Below are 15701 nucleotides of genomic sequence, written 5' to 3'. Positions count from 1 at the left end.
GCGCACGGAAGTGACCAAGAAGGTGTGGGAGTACATCAAGAAGAATGACCTGCAAGACAAGGCGAAGCGCACGATGATCAATGCCGACGCCAAGTTGAAGGAAATCTTCAAGAAGGCTCAGGTCTCGATGTTCGAGATGACCAAGCTGATCAACGGTCATCTGAAGTAAATCGCGGCAACGCTGATTGAGAGAGCCGGTGCAGTGCACCGGCTTTTTTGTTTCCGGCCGGCGCTTTGCACCTTAACTTCGCTGCGCGAAGTCAGCCTGCAACGCAACGGCCGCCGGCCGTTGTCATCCCCTACGAGCCAGTTGCTGAGAGTGCTTGGCCCAGGCCGTCGAGGATGTGGGCGACGTTGATCGGCTTGGTCCAGTAGCCGTCGAAACCGGCCGCCATCGCCGCGTCTATCTGCGTCTGCATGGCATCGGCCGACAGTGCGATGCACTGCAAACGAGCGCCTTTGTCGTCGCTGCGCAAGGCCCGTATCAGCTCCAGCCCGCTCATGTCGGGCAGGTTCATGTCGATCAGCAGCAGGTCGTGCTGCCCATCGCGCGCGGCCGCCAGGCCCGATTGGCCGTCGGTTGCGATCTGCAGCGCCCATTGCGGGCGTGACTTGAACACTTCTTGCATTAGCAGCACGTTGAGCGGCTCATCTTCGATGTAGAGCACTTGGCGGCGCGCTGAAGGTGGCTGTGTTTGTGCCGGTTCGCCACGGCCACTGCCCAACACTGAGGCGGGTGGCGCCACGCCCGAGGGCAGCAGCAGCGTGAAGGTCGAGCCTTTGCCCGGCTCGCTGTGCACCCGCAGCTCGCCGTGCATCGAGGCGGCGAGCTCGCGCGCGATCACCAGCCCGAGCCCCGTGCCTTCCACGCGCCGGTGCTCGGCACCCAGGCGGTTGAACGGTTGGAACAGGTGCGATTGCTGGTCTTCACTCAAGCCTTCGCCTTCGTCGCTCACGGCCACCTGCATCTGCACTCCGCTGCGCGACAGCGACACCCTCACCGAGCCGGCCGGCCGGTTGTACTTGATGGCGTTGGACAGCAGGTTGAGCAGCACCTGCTCCACCGCGCGAGCATCAGCCTGTGCCCAGTACGCGCGCTTGGACGGCGCCACCAGGCGCACGCCGGCACTGTCGGCCAGCGGCTGGATCAGCGAGAAGCAGGTCTGCAGCGTGGCGGTCAGGTTGACCGGTGTGCGCTGCAGCGAGAAGTCTTCTTGCTCGATGCGCGCCAGGTTGAGCATGTCGTTGATCAGCTCCAGCAGATGGCGCCCCGCGCGCAGCACGCTGTCGAGCCGCCGCGCCTGGTCGGCGGCCAGCGGGTGCACACGGTCGATGGCCATCAGCTGTGCGAAGCCCAAGATGCCGTTGAGCGGCGTGCGCAGCTCGTGGCTCACGCGCGAGAGAAACTCGCTCTTGGCGCGGCTGGCGCGCTCGGCGGCCTCTTTCTCGCTGCGCAGCTGCTCATGCGCGGCCTGCTGAGTCACGTCGCGGCAGGTGCCCACCAGGCCGCTCACGCGGTGCCCGTCGCCATGTGTGCAGCGCGCCAAAATTTCCAGCGTGGCTTCGCTGCCATCGGCCCGCTGCATGCGGTAGCGCGTTTCGAGCATGCCGCCGGTGTCCAGCGTCTGGTCGACGCGTGCCTGCACGGTGTAGCGGTCGTCGGGGTGGATGCTCGCCAGCCAGTCGCTGAGCGTGTACGAGGTCTGTGGAAACTTCAGGCCGTGGTTGGCGCAGGCGCGAGCGTCCAAGCTCAGTTGCCCGCTGCCGAGGTCGAACTCGGCGATGCCAATGCCGGCGGCTTCAGCGGCCAGGCTCCAGCGTTCTTCGCTGCTGCGCAGGGCGAGCTCGATCTCTTTGCGCGCCGTCACGTCAGACGAGAAACCATGCCACAGCGTGCCGCCGGCCGGGTGGCGCTCGGGTACGGCGCGTGTTTCGATCCAGCGCACGGCCCCCGCGCGGATGATGCGGAACTCACGCTGCCATGGCACCAGAGTACGCGACGCTGCGACCAGGCTGGGCATGTAGTCGGGCAGGTCGTCGGGGTGCAGCAAGCGGCAAATCACATCACCGTCACCGTCACCGCCGCTGTCATTGCGCGGTGGTTCGGCGCCAAACAGCTCGCGTGAGGCGTCGCTGGCATAGGTGTAGCTGGTGCTCCCGTCAGGGTGCAGCCACAGCTGGAAGATCACGCCGGGCACTTGCGACGACAGCTTGCGCAGCAGCTCGGCCTGGCCATGCGTGCGGCGCTCACCGGCAATGTGCGCCGTCACGTCGCGCGCCGTGCCGCGGTAGCCGCAGAACTGCCCCTGCGCATCAAACACCGGCACTGCGCTGCGCGACACCTGCAGCGTGCCGCGCGGTGTGGGCTTGTCGGTGATCACGCGGGTGACCGGCTGGTGCCGCTTCAGCAAGACATGCAGGCTGCGTTGGCCGCCGAGCGCTTGGCCCAGGCCGTCGAGCAGGGGTGAGTCTGCAAGCAGCTGGCCTTTCATCGAACCCGGCGGCAGACCCGTCACCGCTTCGAAGGTGGCCGAGACCCAGGTGTAGCGCAGCTGGGCGTCGGTCTCCCACATCCAGTCGCCCGAGGCGCGCGCAAAGTCGAGCAGGCGTGCACGCTCTTCATCTGCGGGCGGCGGGCTGCGGCGGCTGGCGAGCAGGTCACTCGCCATGCGCGCGAGGCGGCGCAGGCCGTCGCGCTGCTCCGTGCTCAGCGTGCGCGGCTGCGGGCTGATCACGCACAGCGCCCCGAGCTTGGCGCCGTCCACCCACAGCGGCTCGCCGGCGTAGGCACGAATGTGTGGCACGCCCGTGACGAAAGGGTTGTGGGCGAAGCGCGGGTCGCGCGAGGCGTCGCTCACCTCGAACAGGCCCGCACTGACCAGCACGTGGTTGCAAAACGAAATGGCCCGCGGGATCTCGCGCACCGGAAGGTCGTCCCAGCCGTGCACTGACTTGAACCATTCGCGGCCCGAGTCGATCAAGCTGATGACGGCGATGGAGCAACCCGTCAGCAGCGCCGCGCATTGCGCGATGGTGTCGAAGCTCTCTTCGGGTGCGGTGTCGAGGATGCCCGTTGCGTGCAGCGTTGCCAGCCGGTGTGATTCGTCAGCTGGCAGTGGCGCAGGCGGCATGGGTGCGTCGCGGGGTGAGGCGGAGCTCAGTGGTCGGGCTGGCGGAATGTAGTGCAAGCGCAGGCGCCTTGCCAGTAGGTGAACTTCGCATGATTCATGCCGCGTTGCAGCACGGCAAGGTGCCGTTCAGCGCAGCAGCGGCTTCAGGTAGTGCCCGGTGTAGCTCGAAGGGTTGGCCGCCACGTCTTCGGGCGTGCCCACGGCCACCACGGTGCCGCCGCCCGCACCACCTTCGGGGCCCATGTCGATCAACCAGTCGGCGGTCTTGATGACGTCGAGGTTGTGCTCGATCACCACGATGGTGTTGCCGGCGTCACGCAATTGGTGCAGCACGCTCAGCAAGAGGTCGATGTCGGCGAAGTGCAGGCCGGTGGTGGGTTCGTCCAGTATGTACAGCGTGCTGCCGGTGTCGCGTTTGCTCAGCTCGAGCGCGAGCTTCACGCGTTGCGCTTCGCCGCCCGACAGCGTGGTCGCGCTCTGGCCGAGGCGTATGTAGCCCAGACCCACATCGAGCAGGGTCTGCAGCTTGCGGGCGATGTTGGGCACGGCGTTGAAGTAGCCATGCGCGTCTTCCACTGTCAGGTTGAGTACCTCGGTGATGTTCTTGCCTTTGTACTGAACCTCTAACGTCTCGCGGTTGTAGCGCCTGCTGTGGCAAACGTCGCAGGGCACGTACACGTCGGGCAGGAAGTGCATCTCAACTTTGATCACCCCATCGCCCTGGCAGGCTTCGCAGCGCCCGCCCGCCACGTTGAAGCTGAAGCGACCCGGGCCGTAGCCGCGCTCGCGGGCGGTGGGCACTTCGGCAAACAGCTCGCGTATGGGCGTGAAGAGGCCGGTGTAGGTGGCCGGGTTGCTGCGCGGCGTGCGGCCGATGGGGCTCTGGTCGACGCTGATGACCTTGTCGAACACATCGAGCCCTTCGATCGCGTCGTGCGGCTCGGGCTCGGCGTGGCTTCCGTACAGCTTGCGCGCCACGGCGGCGTACAGCGTGTCGTTGACCAGCGTCGACTTGCCTGAACCCGACACGCCGGTCACGCAGGTGAACAGGCCCACCGGGATCTCCGCCGTCACGCCCTTCAGGTTGTTGCCGCGTGCGTTGACGATGCGCAGGCTGTGCGGCGCTTCTTGATCGGCGAGGCGGTGGCGCCGCGCAGGCACCGCGATCTTCAGCACCTGCGACATGTAGCGCCCGGTGAGCGACTCGGGGTTGTTGGCCACGTCTTGCGGCGTGCCTTGCGCAATCACCCGCCCGCCGTGCACGCCGGCACCGGGCCCCATGTCGATCACGTGGTCGGCGGCGCGTATGGCGTCTTCGTCATGCTCGACCACCAGCACGCTGTTGCCGATGTCGCGCAGGTGGCGCAGTGTGCCGATCAGGCGGTCGTTGTCGCGCTGGTGCAGGCCGATGCTGGGCTCGTCGAGCACGTACATCACACCGGTCAGGCCCGAGCCGATTTGCGAGGCGAGGCGTATGCGCTGCGACTCGCCGCCGCTCAGCGAGTCGGCGTTGCGGTCTAGGCTCAGGTAATTGAGCCCCACGTCGTTCAAGAACTTGAGCCGCGAACGAATTTCGCGCACCACCTTGTCGGCGATCTCGGCCTTGGCGCCCTTGAGCTGCAGCGACTCGAAGTAGGCCAGGCACTCGCGCAGCGTGAAGTGCTCGACGCGGTAGATAGGCTCGCCCTGCTCGTCATCATCGCCTTGCAGGAACACATTGCGCGCTTCGGTGCGCAGCCGCGTGCCACCGCAATCGGGGCAGGGCCGCGCGGCTTGGTAGCGCGACAGGTCTTCTCGCACCGCCGCTGAGTCGGTCTCTTTATAGCGGCGCTGCAAGGTGGGGATGATCCCTTCGAAGGGGTGCTTGCGCCTCACGCTGCGCGTCTTGCCCGCGGCGCCTTCGGCTTCGTATGTGAAGCTCACTTCTTCAGTGCCCGAGCCGTAGAGCAGTACCTCGCGTGCTTTCTTCGGCAGGTCTTCGAAGGGCGTGTCGATGTTGAAGCGGTAGTGCTTGGCCACGCTCTCCAGCAGCGAGAAGGTGTAGCCGTTGCGGCGGTCCCAGCCCTTCACCGCGCCGCTTGCCAGGCTGAGCGTAGGGAAGGCCACCACGCGCTCGGCGTCGAAGGCCGTCACCTGGCCCAGGCCGTCGCAGCTGGGGCAGGCGCCCACCGGCGAGTTGAAGGAGAAGAGGCGCGGCTCCAGCTCGCTTAGAGAGTAGCTGCAGATGGGGCAGGCGAACTTGCTGCTGAACAGGTGCTCGCGGCCAGAGTCCATCTCCAGCGCCATCGCGCGGCCTTCGGCGATGCGCATCGCGGCTTCGAAGCTTTCGGCCAGGCGCTGTTGCAAACCGGGCTGCACCTTCACGCGGTCGATCACCACATCGATGTCGTGCTTCTCGGCCTTCTTCAGCTTGGGCACGTCGGCCGCTTCATAGGCCGTGCCATCCACGCGAAAGCGGATGTAGCCCTGCGCCTGCATGTCGGCGAACAGCTCGGCAAACTCACCCTTGCGGTCGCGCACCACCGGCGCGAGCACCATCAGCTTGGTGTCTTGCGGCAGCGCCAGTGCGGCATCGACCATCTGGCTCACGCTTTGCGCCTGCAGCGGCCGCTTGTGCTCGGGGCAGAAGGGCGTGCCGGCGCGCGCATACAAGAGGCGCAGGTAGTCGTGGATCTCGGTCACGGTGCCCACCGTGGAGCGCGGGTTGTGCGAGGTGGCCTTCTGCTCGATGCTGATGGCAGGGCTCAGGCCCTCGATCACATCCACGTCGGGCTTGTCCATCAGCTGCAGGAACTGGCGCGCGTAGGCGCTCAGACTCTCCACATAACGGCGCTGGCCTTCGGCGTACAGCGTGTCGAAGGCCAAGCTCGATTTGCCCGAACCGCTCAAGCCGGTGATGACCACCAGCTTGTTGCGCGGGATGTCGAGGTCGATGTTCTTGAGGTTGTGCGTTCGTGCACCCCGTACGCGGATCATTGGGGCTTCGATTGAAGCCTCGGGCGTCTTGGGTTTGGCGGGGGTGCGGGGCGGCATGAATGCTGGGGGCGAAACCGATCATGATAGCGACGCACGGGTGCTCGCCTGCTGACATCCACCGCCATGCCGCACGGGTACAGGCACCAAAAAAAAGGGCGAGCCCGTCGGGCTCGCCCTCGTGCCGGTGTGGCACCGGCCGCGAGACGTGGTGTCGTCAGTTGCAGTAGGTGACGGCTCCGCCGTTCTGGTTCGGGTTGACAGGCTCAGTGGCCGACCAGGTGTTCACCGGCGTGATCGTCACAGCGCATAGGCTGTCGACCACGATGTCGAACGCATGCCAGTTGGTGAGCGCGCCTTCGCCAGCCCCGGGCGTGAAGACGCTCGTGTTGCCGTTGTACGTGACCTCGACTTTCACCGGCGACGCTGTAATGCCCGGGTTGAAGGTGTTGGAGAAGTTTTTGAGGAAGTAGCGGTACGTGCCGCGCGCCGGACGACGGATGGTGACGATCTCCGGGCCGAACGAAGTGACATCGTCGATGTCGAGGTTGGCATACGGCGCGGCGGTCAGCGAGCCCTTGTTGAGGTAATAGATGTGCGTGCCCTGCGGAGTGAGCAGGTGCGAGTCGACGTCTGAAGGCAGCTGGCCCCAGCTCAGTTTGATACCGATCGCCCCTTCGGCAAAGATCAGGCAGGTTGAGCCAAGCGCCACGTTGTTCGAGGCGGTGGTGACCGCGCGGGCATTCGACAGCAGCGAGGCCGACCGGGCACTCAGCACCGCCGTGGCGTCGCGCCGCATTGGCACGGAAAAGTTGCCGGAGCGGTCGGTGAGTGCGTTGCTCGTGCCCGAGTACGTCACGCCGTCGATCTCGACGCGCGCCCGTGCCACGCGGCGCCCGGCAGCGTCTTGCACGCAGCCGGTCACCTGCACGGTGCTGATCATGTCGTCGGCGGTCCAGGTCGTGAAGTGGGTGACCGTGCCTTCGTAATACTGGTTCGGGGCGGTGCCGGCGAGCGTGGCCGTGCCGTCGCGTTCCCACAGTCCCGTGCTCTCATTGAACCCGTACAACGGAATGGTCGTCGGCAGCGTGCTCGCGCGTGTCGCGGCCGGGATGCGGATGGTGGCGCTCTGGCCCGTGGCGAGGTTGTAAGAGCCTCCGGCCGCGTCGGTCAGTACCACCGACAGGGCACCGAAGCTTTCGAGCCAGGCCGCGGCGCCGCTGTTGGTGGTGCGGTAGTCGCCCGTCACGAGGTTCGGGTCTTGGGCTGGGTTGATGGGGGTGATCTGCACCAGCACCGGCTGCGTGGGCGCTGCGCCGGCGGCTGTGACGACGGCGCCGGCAGGGAAGGTCACCTGCGCAGGGGAGCCGGGCACGGTCGCGGTGCCGCCCGCGGCAGCATTGAGGCTCACCGTGGCAGCCACTGGCACGAGCTGAGTCGGTACCGTGGTGATGATGCCCCCGGTCACGGAGGCGATGCGCACGGTCGGCGCATAGCCCGCGGCGGTGATCGCAACCGAGAGTCGATCGATCTGGGTCAGGTCGGCAAACGCGAACGAACCGTCGGTGCCTGTGGTCATCGGGGCGCCGTCGACCGCGACAGTGGTGCCAGCCACGGGCTGGCCATCGCTGGCCGACAGCACGCGACCCGTGACGCTGCCCGGTTGCGTCGCTTGTGGCCCCGCCGGGGTGTACGGCCGGCCGGTTTGGTCATCACTGCCGCCGCACGCGGCCATGACCACCGCGAGGGCGAATGCGGCGAGGGTGGGGAGATGGAAATGTGCGCGCGTGGTTGCGGCAGTAGAGCGAGCGTTGTTCAAGAAGCCTCCAATGGCGATGCGATCAAACACGGCCACGGCCCGCGGCCGAGACGGCGCCGCAAGGACATGGGAAAACGGTGTCTAGACGCACCCGCCTGGCGACGACGGGCACCATGGGGCGAACGTGTTCCCTCTCGGGCGAAGGCGCTTTGTGCCTTCCCTCCGCGTGAACCACTGCTTGTTCCCCCCCGGCGCTTGTCTGGCGCTTTGCGACCCGTCTTGTGAGCGGGGTGTGCATTTGACAACCTGCAATGTAGCCAAGCCTCTTTAAACGGCTTTGACCATTTGAGGGAACGATTTCACGAACCAGCCGTAATCGCCATCAGGGAGCGTTCGCCTCCAGCACGCTCAGGCTCGCCGGCGGCAGTGTCACCAGTTGCCAGCGGTCGTGCGCGCGCTGCCACAACACACCGCTTTCAACGAGCCGGAAGCCGTGCTGCAGGTGGCCGTCGCGAAGCAGGAGGATCTCGCGGCTGGCGCGCAGCATGCTCGCATCCACCGGCTGCCAGCGGTCGCCCGCGCTGACATCCAGCTGGGCCAGCCAGCTGCTCACCGCGTCGTTCATGGCTTGCGGGGGAGCGCCATCACGTTGCCAGGCCCAGCGTGTGGGCTCGGCAGCGATGGCGCTGCGCAGTTGGGCGAGCGTGGGCGCGGTCTCTGCGAAGCTCTGGCGCAGCTCGTCGAGGGGGGCGGGAATGCTGGCCTTGTTGGGGGTCGCGTCAGGGGCCGGTGCCAGGGCGCGCTGGCGCTTGGGCTCGTCGGCCGACCGCGACTTGGCCAGGTTGCCCGCTGCACCCGCAGCCGCAACCGTACCCGCACCCTCGCTGGCGATGTCGGCGCTGGCCACGCTGGGCATGGGCCGCGGCGCCGGCGAGGTGGGCGCCGCCGCGGCCGCTTCTTCGCGCGCCGCTGACGGGGTGTTCGCGCGCTGCTCGGCGGCGGCAGGCTTGGCGGCTTGCGCGGCATATTCCTTCTTGTCGGCCTTGAGGGCTGCCGTGTCGGCTGCAGGCGCGGCTTTGCGCAAGGCCGCGGGCGGTGCCGCCGGCGGTGCAATGGCACGTTCGGCTTCGGCGGCCGGGGCTTGCACCGGCGCCATGGCGACTGCAGGGGGCGGCGCTGCAGCTGGCACTGCAGCCGTGGCGGGTACGGGCCGGCGCGGCATCGCCTCGTCCATAGGCTGGTCCCACCACATCATGCCCACCAGGGTCGCCGCCATCACACCCGCGAAGCCGGTGGCCACGGCGGGGCGGGCGAGCCAGCCCCACAGCGCACGCAAGCCTGTGGGTTTCGGCCGGACGGGGGTGGACGCGTCGCGCGCCTTGGCATGCGCCTCGCTCAAGATCAAGGCACTCAACGCAGCCGGCGGTTGCACCCGCGCATCAGGCGCGTGCCGAAGGGCCTCGCGCAGATGGGCGTCGCGCGCCTGTTCTTCGGTCACGGCGCATTCCCGTGGAGCGGTGCGAGGTAAGCCCCCATGCAGGTGCGCAGCTTGCTCATGGCATAGCGCAACCGCGTCTTCGCGGTTTCGAAACCGACCTCCAGCGCACGCGCGACCTCAGCAAGCGGCAGCTCGTCTTCGTGGTGCAGCAAGAAGGCGCTGCGCTGTGCGAGCGGCAGCTCGTCCAGGCAGCCCAGCAGCCGCTCGCCGGCGCGGCGCCAGAAGGCGAGCTCATCGCTGTGCGGCGTGGTGCTCGCAGGCGCAGGCCATTGCTGCCAGGCGGCGCCGCCGCCGTCGGGCTCCCATGGCGATTCGTCTTCTGTTGCAAGCGACACCTCACGGCCACTGCGCCGCCAGATGTCGATCACGCGATGGTTGGCCAGCGTGTACAGCCAGGTGCGAAAGCTCGCGCCCTGCGGCTGCCATTGCTGGCGCGCGTTGACCACGCGCAGCCAGGTGTCTTGAAAAATCTCGTCGGCCTGCGCGGCAAGTGCAGGGCCAAGCAAGCGACGGATGAAACGGTACAGCCCGGCCTGGTGGCGCGCATACAGGCGCTCGAACGCAGGCGCATCGCCGCGCGCATAGGCGGTCATCAGTGCGTCGTCGGTGGGTTCGGGCGCCGTGCTCATCGGGTGGGAAGTCTGCCTCACTGACGGTTGATACGGCCAGGGTCGGGCGATGGGGTGATTTTGCGGCGAAGTTTTCTTTTCGCTCTGCATTCACCCCGTTCGCCAGCGTGCCGCGTGTCATGCCAGGTGACCTCAACACTTACGGAGACTTCCATGAGCATGACCCCACCCCCGCGTCGCGCCGTGTTACCGGCACTCGTCATCAGCCTCTTGCTGGCCGCTTGCGCTGCCAACTCGGCAGAGCGCGAGATGTGGCCGCCGGCCTGGCAAGACGCGCCGCAGGGCGGCGCCATCGACTTCACGCCCCCAGCCTTCGACGCGCCTTCGGCCACGCACTGCCACCGCCTGCCTTCCATGCGCGAAGTGCCTGGTGGTGGTGCGCAGCAGGGCGCGGGCTGGCGACGTGGCCGCGAGGGGGAGTCGTCCCGCGATGAGCTGGCTTCATCGATCAAGCGGCGTGACGCAGTGGGCGCCGCGGCTGCGGGCAAGGCCGAATCCCGCCTGCCCGAGAGCGCGCCGCCGGCCCGTTCGTCAGCTGATGCTGGCGGCAGTGCCTTCACCCCGCCACCCTGGCCACCCAGCGAGCCGCAGCCCGTGCAACGCCCGCAGCGTGACGCCACGGTCACCGCCGGCATGGTCGACGACAACGCCGACTTCGGCGAGTACCTCGCCTACCGCCAGCGCAACGCCCATCTGCCCGTGCGCGAGCGCGACATCAGCGAGCGCTACCTGCTTGAAGTGACCGATGCACGCGGCAACCCGGTGCACGACGCCGAAGTGGCCGTGCAGCGCCCCGGCGTGGCCCAGCCGGTGATGTGGGCCCGCACCGACACCGCCGGGCGCGTGTGGCTGCACCCACGCGCCTTCATGGAGAGCGGCGGCTACGGCGAAGAGCGCACGCTCGGTGTGGCCGTGCGCAAAGGAGGCGTGCAAAGCCGCGCGGTGTTGATGCGCGGTCAATCTCAATCGGTGCAGGTGCGCCTGGGCGCCAACGTCAACGCACCCATGAGGCTAGACCTGGTGTTCCTGATCGACGCCACCGGCTCCATGGGCGACGAGATCGCCAAGCTCAAGCACTCGATGCGCGCCATGGCGCAGCAGATCTCGCAGCTGCCCGGCCAGCCCGACATCTGCTATGGCCTGGTGGCCTACCGCGACCGCGGTGATGCATTCATCACCCGCACCCACGACTTCACCGACGACCTGGGCGCCTTCCAGCAGCAGCTCGCCAACGTGCAGGCGCACGGGGGTGGCGACACGCCCGAGGCGCTGAACGAAGCGCTGCATGAGGTGGTGCACGGCATGAGCTGGCGCCAGCAGGCCGCGCGCATGGTGGTGCTGGTGGCCGATGCCCCGCCTCACCTCGACTACGGTGGCCCGCAATACGACCGCGACATGCAGGCCGCGCTGTCCAAGGGCATCAAGCTCTTCGCTGTGGGCGCGAGCGGCCTGGACCCGGTGGGCGAGTACATCTACCGCCAGATGGCGCAGTACACCGCGGGGCGTTTTGTCTTCCTCACCTACCGCGACGCGAGCAACCCCGGCAGCGGCCCTGGCTCGCAGACGGTTCACGACGTGAAACAGTATTCGGTGCAGACGCTGGACAAGCTGGTGGTGCGGCTGGTCAGCGAAGAGCTGGCGCGGCTCAAGCGAAGCTGAGACTCAGTTGACTCAGTTCAGATGAGGCCAGACCGCAGCTTGCGCAAACGACTCGCCGCTGAAGCTCTTCAGTACTCCACCATCAAGTGCAGCACGTGGGACCCGATGCGCTTTTCCACCCGCGGGATGTAGGCGACGCGCGGTGTGACGCCGCGGTAGGTGAAGAGCGACAGCGAAGGCACCAGCAGCGGCTGCACCTTGTGGAAGTAGCCGGTGACGCCCGCTGTGGTCACGTCGAGTGCGCCGAACTTCCAGGTGTAGCCGGCGTACACGCTGTTGTTGCGCAGCGAGTTGCGATACGCACCGACCGTCCAGCCCTCATCGGTGCGGTAGTACATGCCGGGGTTCGAGTTGTTGTAGTTCTTGGCCGGCATGTGGTGGCTGCCGATGTGCAGGCCTATCGTGTCGGCCATGGCGCACGGCGCCAGTGTCATGGCGGCGACTGCGAAGGCGGCGAGACGAAGAAGGCTAAGCATGGGCGGCTTTCGAAAGACAAGTGCTTGCTTGTCTTTTCGAACCGCGCCACCCATCGCTGTAGCCTTTGTTGCACTGCGACTACGGTGCCCTGTGCATAACTCACGGCACTACTTGACAGCTCTGGCCCTGCTTACTTCTGAAGGGAGAAGCGCGTACCTCCGTCCGTATACTTCGGCTCACAAACGAGTACGAACAGAGAGTGCCGGGGATGGTCAGGAAGCGCGAGAAGAGTGAGCAAACGCTCGCAGCCATTGTGGCTGCCGGCATGGACATCGCGGTCAACCAAGGTCTGCAAAAACTCACCCTCAATTCCATTGCCCAAAAATTGGGCATCAGCAAGAGCGGTGTCTTTGTGCGCGTGGGCTCGCTCGAGAGCCTGCAGATCTTGGTGCTTGACGAGTACGAGCGCATTTTTGCGCTCACCGTTTTCATGCCCACGCTGTCTGAGCCCGCAGGCTTGCCGCGGCTCAACGCCATCATCCACCGCTGGGTGCACCACGGCAACGAGCTCACCGCGCTGATCGCCTCGCACTACGCCGTCAACACCTTCGACGACGACCCCGACGCCCACCCCGACGTGCTGCGCACCCGGCTCGTCAACGGCATGATGGCTTGGCGCCAGACGCTGGAGCGCACCGCCAAGCAGGCCCTGGATCGCGGCCACCTGCGCGCCGATACCGACCCCGAGCAGCTGGTGTTCGAGATCTTCGCGCTGCTCTCCGGCTTCCTGTACGACGCCCACGTCAAGCGCGACCCCAAGTGTTTCGAGCGCGTGATGTCGGCCTATGCGCGGCTGATGTCGACCTACCGCAACTTCGCGGGTTGAGCCACCGGCGTCGCTGAGCCCGCAAGCTCAGGCCGCTTCCTCGGCCAGGGCCGGCACAGCGAAGATGAAGCTCAGGTCGATGCTGCCGTCGGGGCCATGGTCGATGGTGACGGTGGCCATGCCACCCGCCACCGTGAGGTCAAGGCGGTCATGCGGCAGGCTCATGCGCCAGCTGCCCTGCGTGGCCACGCCGTTCGCGTCATAGATGGCGGTGCCCTGGGTGGCGATGGTGGCCGACCAGCTGTTGTGGGGCCAGCCCACCGTGATGGTGAGGCTGCCGCTGCTGGTGCTGTTGCCGGGCACACCTCCGATGGTGCTCGTCGTCTGGGTGAGGTCTACATCGCTCAGCGTGAGGCTGCTCAGCCGCGCGTTGTGCAGGCTGGTGAGCGCGATCTGCGGCGACACCCAGCGGTGGGTGGTGATCACGGTGGCACCCTGTGTGGCCACCGATTGCGTGAGGGTGGAGCTGCCGTCCAGCGTGAGCGTGCGATGCGGCCGCGCGACCACAATGCCTTGCGTGCTGGTCTGCACGGTCAGCTCGCTCGCTGAAGCGCGGATGACCTCCAGGCTCATCAGGCCATTCACGCTGTCGGAGCCGGCTGACACACGGCAGTTGCTGAACAAGATGCTGTAGCGCTCGCCAGCATCGAGCACGCCATTGGTCAGGCTTGCCAACGAGCCGCTGCTGACGGTGAACACGGCCGTGCCGCCACCGCCGCAGGCCACCGTCACGCTGGCCTGGCCACTGGCCACAACAGCTTGCGCGGTGCGCAGTACCGACACATTGGCGTCGGCCGAGTCTTGCCCGAGCACCAGGGTGTTGGCGCTGACCGACTGCGCCGTTTCCTGCCCGACCGGGGTTTGCGCGTTGCCCGAGCTGTCGTTGCCGGTACCACCACCGCAGCCGGCCAACAGGGCGAGGGTGCACAGGGCAATGCGTGCGGTTGAATGTGTCATGAGAGGCCTCCGGCAGCAACAGGCCCCAAGCTTATGGAATCCCGCGACAGACTGGCGGCAATGCCCATGTGCCCCGTGTACCCATCAGGCCGATTCGAGCACCCGCAGAATCTCGCGCCCGTAGGCTTCGAGCTTCTTTGCCCCCACGCCGCTGATCTCTGACAAATCGTCTAGCGATGACGGCTGCGCCCGCGCCATCTCGGCCAGCGTGGCGTCGTGAAAGATCACGTAGGCCGGCAGGCCGTGTTCCTTGGCGACCTCGGCGCGCCAGGCCTTGAGCGCGCTGAAGCGCTCGGTGGCCTGGTCGTCAAGTGCGATGGGCGGCGGCTTGTCTTTGCTGCGCACCATCTTGCCGGTCTTGCCGCCGCTCTTGCCGCGCTTGGGCGTGTCGCTCTGCTGGCGCAGCAGCAGGGTGATGCCGCCGCGCAGCACGTCGCGTGCAGTGGGCGTGAGCTCCAGCGTGTTGTATTCGCCTTCGGTGCGCAGGTGGCCCAGCGCGATGAGCTGGCGCAGCACGGCGCGCCATTGCGCCTCACTCACGTCGGCACCTATGCCGAAGGTCGAGAGGCTTTGGTGCCGGTACTGCTCCACCTTGTCGGTGGCCTTGCCGCGCAGCACGTCCATCAGGTGCACGGCACCGAAGCGCTGGCCGCCGTTCTGGTGAAAGCGGTAGACACAGCTCAGCGCCTTGCGCACGGCCTCGGTGGCGTCCCACGTGGCCGGTGGGTTCAAGCAGTTGTCGCAGTTTCCGCACGGGGTGCTGCTCTCGCCGAAGTACGAGAGCAGCCGCACGCGCCGGCAGTCGTGTGCCTCTGCCAGCGCCAGCAGCGCTTCGAGCTTGCCGACCTGGCCGCGCTTGAATTCTTCGCCTGCGGGGCTGTCGTCGATCATGCGACGCTGGTTCACCACGTCGGCCAGGCCGTAGGCCATCCACGCGTCGGCGGGCAGACCGTCGCGGCCGCCGCGGCCCGTCTCTTGGTAGTAGCTCTCGATGTTTTTGGGCAGGTCGAGGTGGGCCACGAAGCGCACGTCGGGCTTGTCTATGCCCATGCCGAAGGCGATGGTCGCCACCATCACGATGCTGTCTTCGCGCAAGAACTTGTCTTGGTGGCGGCGCCGCACGTCGGCGTCTAGCCCCGCGTGGTACGGCAGTGCATTGATGCCCTCCCGCTTGAGCCACTCAGCGGTCTCTTCCACCTTCTTGCGCGACTGGCAGTAGACGATGCCCGCGTCGCCCTCGTGCTCGTCGTTGATGAAGCGCAGCAGCTGGGCGCGCGCGTCGTCTTTCTCGACGATGCTGTAGCGGATGTTCGGCCGGTCGAAGCTGCTGATGAAGACACGCGCCTTCTGCAGCTGCAGCCGCTCGATGATGTCGGCGCGCGTGAGGTCGTCGGCCGTCGCGGTGAGCGCGATACGCGGCACATTGGCATAGCGCTCGTGCAGCACGTTGAGCGACAGATAGTCTTCGCGAAAGTCATGCCCCCACTGGCTCACGCAATGCGCCTCGTCTATGGCGAAGAGGCTCAGCAGGCCGCGCTCATAGAGCGAATCAAGTTGCGCCAGAAAGCGCGGCGTGGTCACACGCTCGGGCGCGGCGTAGAGCAGCACCAGGCGGCCGCTCATCATCTCGCGTTCGATCTTCTGCGTTTCTTCCAGCGTGAGCGTGGAGTTGAGATACGAGGCGTGCACGCCCGCCTCTTCCAACGCACCCACCTGGTCGTGCATCAGCGCGATCAACGGGCTCACCACCACCGTCACGCCTTGGCCGGCGCGGTGCCGCGCGATGGCCGGC

General features: G+C 66.8%; 11 protein-coding genes. 3 read left to right on the top strand and 8 right to left on the bottom strand.

Annotated features, from left to right (window positions below):
* A partial coding sequence (locus AC30QB_RS05315) for an SWIB/MDM2 domain-containing protein (RefSeq protein WP_489545148.1) occupies positions 1–169 on the top strand: 169 nt, incomplete at its 5' end.
* Between the two features lie 130 nt (positions 170–299).
* Here AC30QB_RS05315 and AC30QB_RS05310 read toward each other — a convergent pair.
* The 5 genes from AC30QB_RS05310 to AC30QB_RS05290 all read right to left on the bottom strand — a co-directional run bounded on the left by AC30QB_RS05310 (position 300) and on the right by AC30QB_RS05290 (position 9990).
* Positions 300–3131 carry an ATP-binding protein gene (locus tag AC30QB_RS05310; RefSeq protein ID WP_489545147.1) on the bottom strand — a complete coding sequence of 944 codons (2832 nt, stop codon included), beginning with the start codon at positions 3129–3131 and terminating at the stop codon, positions 300–302.
* A gap of 126 nt (positions 3132–3257) precedes the next feature.
* Positions 3258–6164 (bottom strand): excinuclease ABC subunit UvrA, encoded by a 2907-nt coding sequence (gene uvrA, locus AC30QB_RS05305; protein ID WP_489545146.1) that lies wholly within the window; start codon positions 6162–6164, stop codon positions 3258–3260.
* Between the two features lie 157 nt (positions 6165–6321).
* Entirely contained in the window at positions 6322–7923 is a 1602-nt protein-coding gene (locus AC30QB_RS05300; protein ID WP_489545145.1) for a DUF2135 domain-containing protein, read from the bottom strand.
* 322 nt (positions 7924–8245) lie between these two features.
* Positions 8246–9361 carry a hypothetical protein gene (locus tag AC30QB_RS05295; protein ID WP_489545144.1) on the bottom strand — a complete coding sequence of 372 codons (1116 nt, stop codon included), beginning with the start codon at positions 9359–9361 and terminating at the stop codon, positions 8246–8248.
* Positions 9358–9990 carry a sigma-70 family RNA polymerase sigma factor gene (locus AC30QB_RS05290; RefSeq protein WP_489545143.1) on the bottom strand — a complete coding sequence of 211 codons (633 nt, stop codon included), beginning with the start codon at positions 9988–9990 and terminating at the stop codon, positions 9358–9360. Before AC30QB_RS05290 ends, AC30QB_RS05295 begins: the two co-directional genes overlap by 4 nt.
* 153 nt (positions 9991–10143) lie before the next feature.
* On the opposite strand from AC30QB_RS05290, the gene AC30QB_RS05285 reads away from it, so the two are divergent.
* On the top strand, positions 10144–11649 hold the full coding sequence (locus AC30QB_RS05285; RefSeq protein ID WP_489545142.1) for a vWA domain-containing protein: 1506 nt from the start codon (positions 10144–10146) through the stop codon (positions 11647–11649).
* Positions 11650–11717: 68 nt separating this feature from the next.
* Here the strand turns inward: AC30QB_RS05285 and AC30QB_RS05280 are convergent, their stop codons facing one another.
* On the bottom strand, positions 11718–12125 hold the full coding sequence (locus AC30QB_RS05280; protein WP_489545141.1) for a hypothetical protein: 408 nt from the start codon (positions 12123–12125) through the stop codon (positions 11718–11720).
* 209 nt (positions 12126–12334) lie between these two features.
* On the opposite strand from AC30QB_RS05280, the gene AC30QB_RS05275 reads away from it, so the two are divergent.
* Positions 12335–12952 carry a TetR/AcrR family transcriptional regulator gene (locus tag AC30QB_RS05275; protein ID WP_489545140.1) on the top strand — a complete coding sequence of 206 codons (618 nt, stop codon included), beginning with the start codon at positions 12335–12337 and terminating at the stop codon, positions 12950–12952.
* 27 nt (positions 12953–12979) lie between these two features.
* On the opposite strand, the gene AC30QB_RS05270 is transcribed toward AC30QB_RS05275, so the two are convergent.
* Positions 12980–13909 carry a hypothetical protein gene (locus AC30QB_RS05270; protein ID WP_489545139.1) on the bottom strand — a complete coding sequence of 310 codons (930 nt, stop codon included), beginning with the start codon at positions 13907–13909 and terminating at the stop codon, positions 12980–12982.
* An 84-nt stretch (positions 13910–13993) separates the two neighbouring features.
* The coding region (recQ, locus tag AC30QB_RS05265; protein WP_489545138.1) for a DNA helicase RecQ at positions 13994–15701 on the bottom strand (1708 nt) is incomplete at its 5' end.

Origin of the sequence: Rhizobacter sp., from assembly GCF_046595475.1 — a bacterium.
In the GTDB taxonomy this organism is placed as follows: domain Bacteria; phylum Pseudomonadota; class Gammaproteobacteria; order Burkholderiales; family Burkholderiaceae_C; genus Rhizobacter.
Note: the sequence above shows the minus strand (reverse complement) of the source record. Positions and strands in the feature narration are given on the sequence as shown.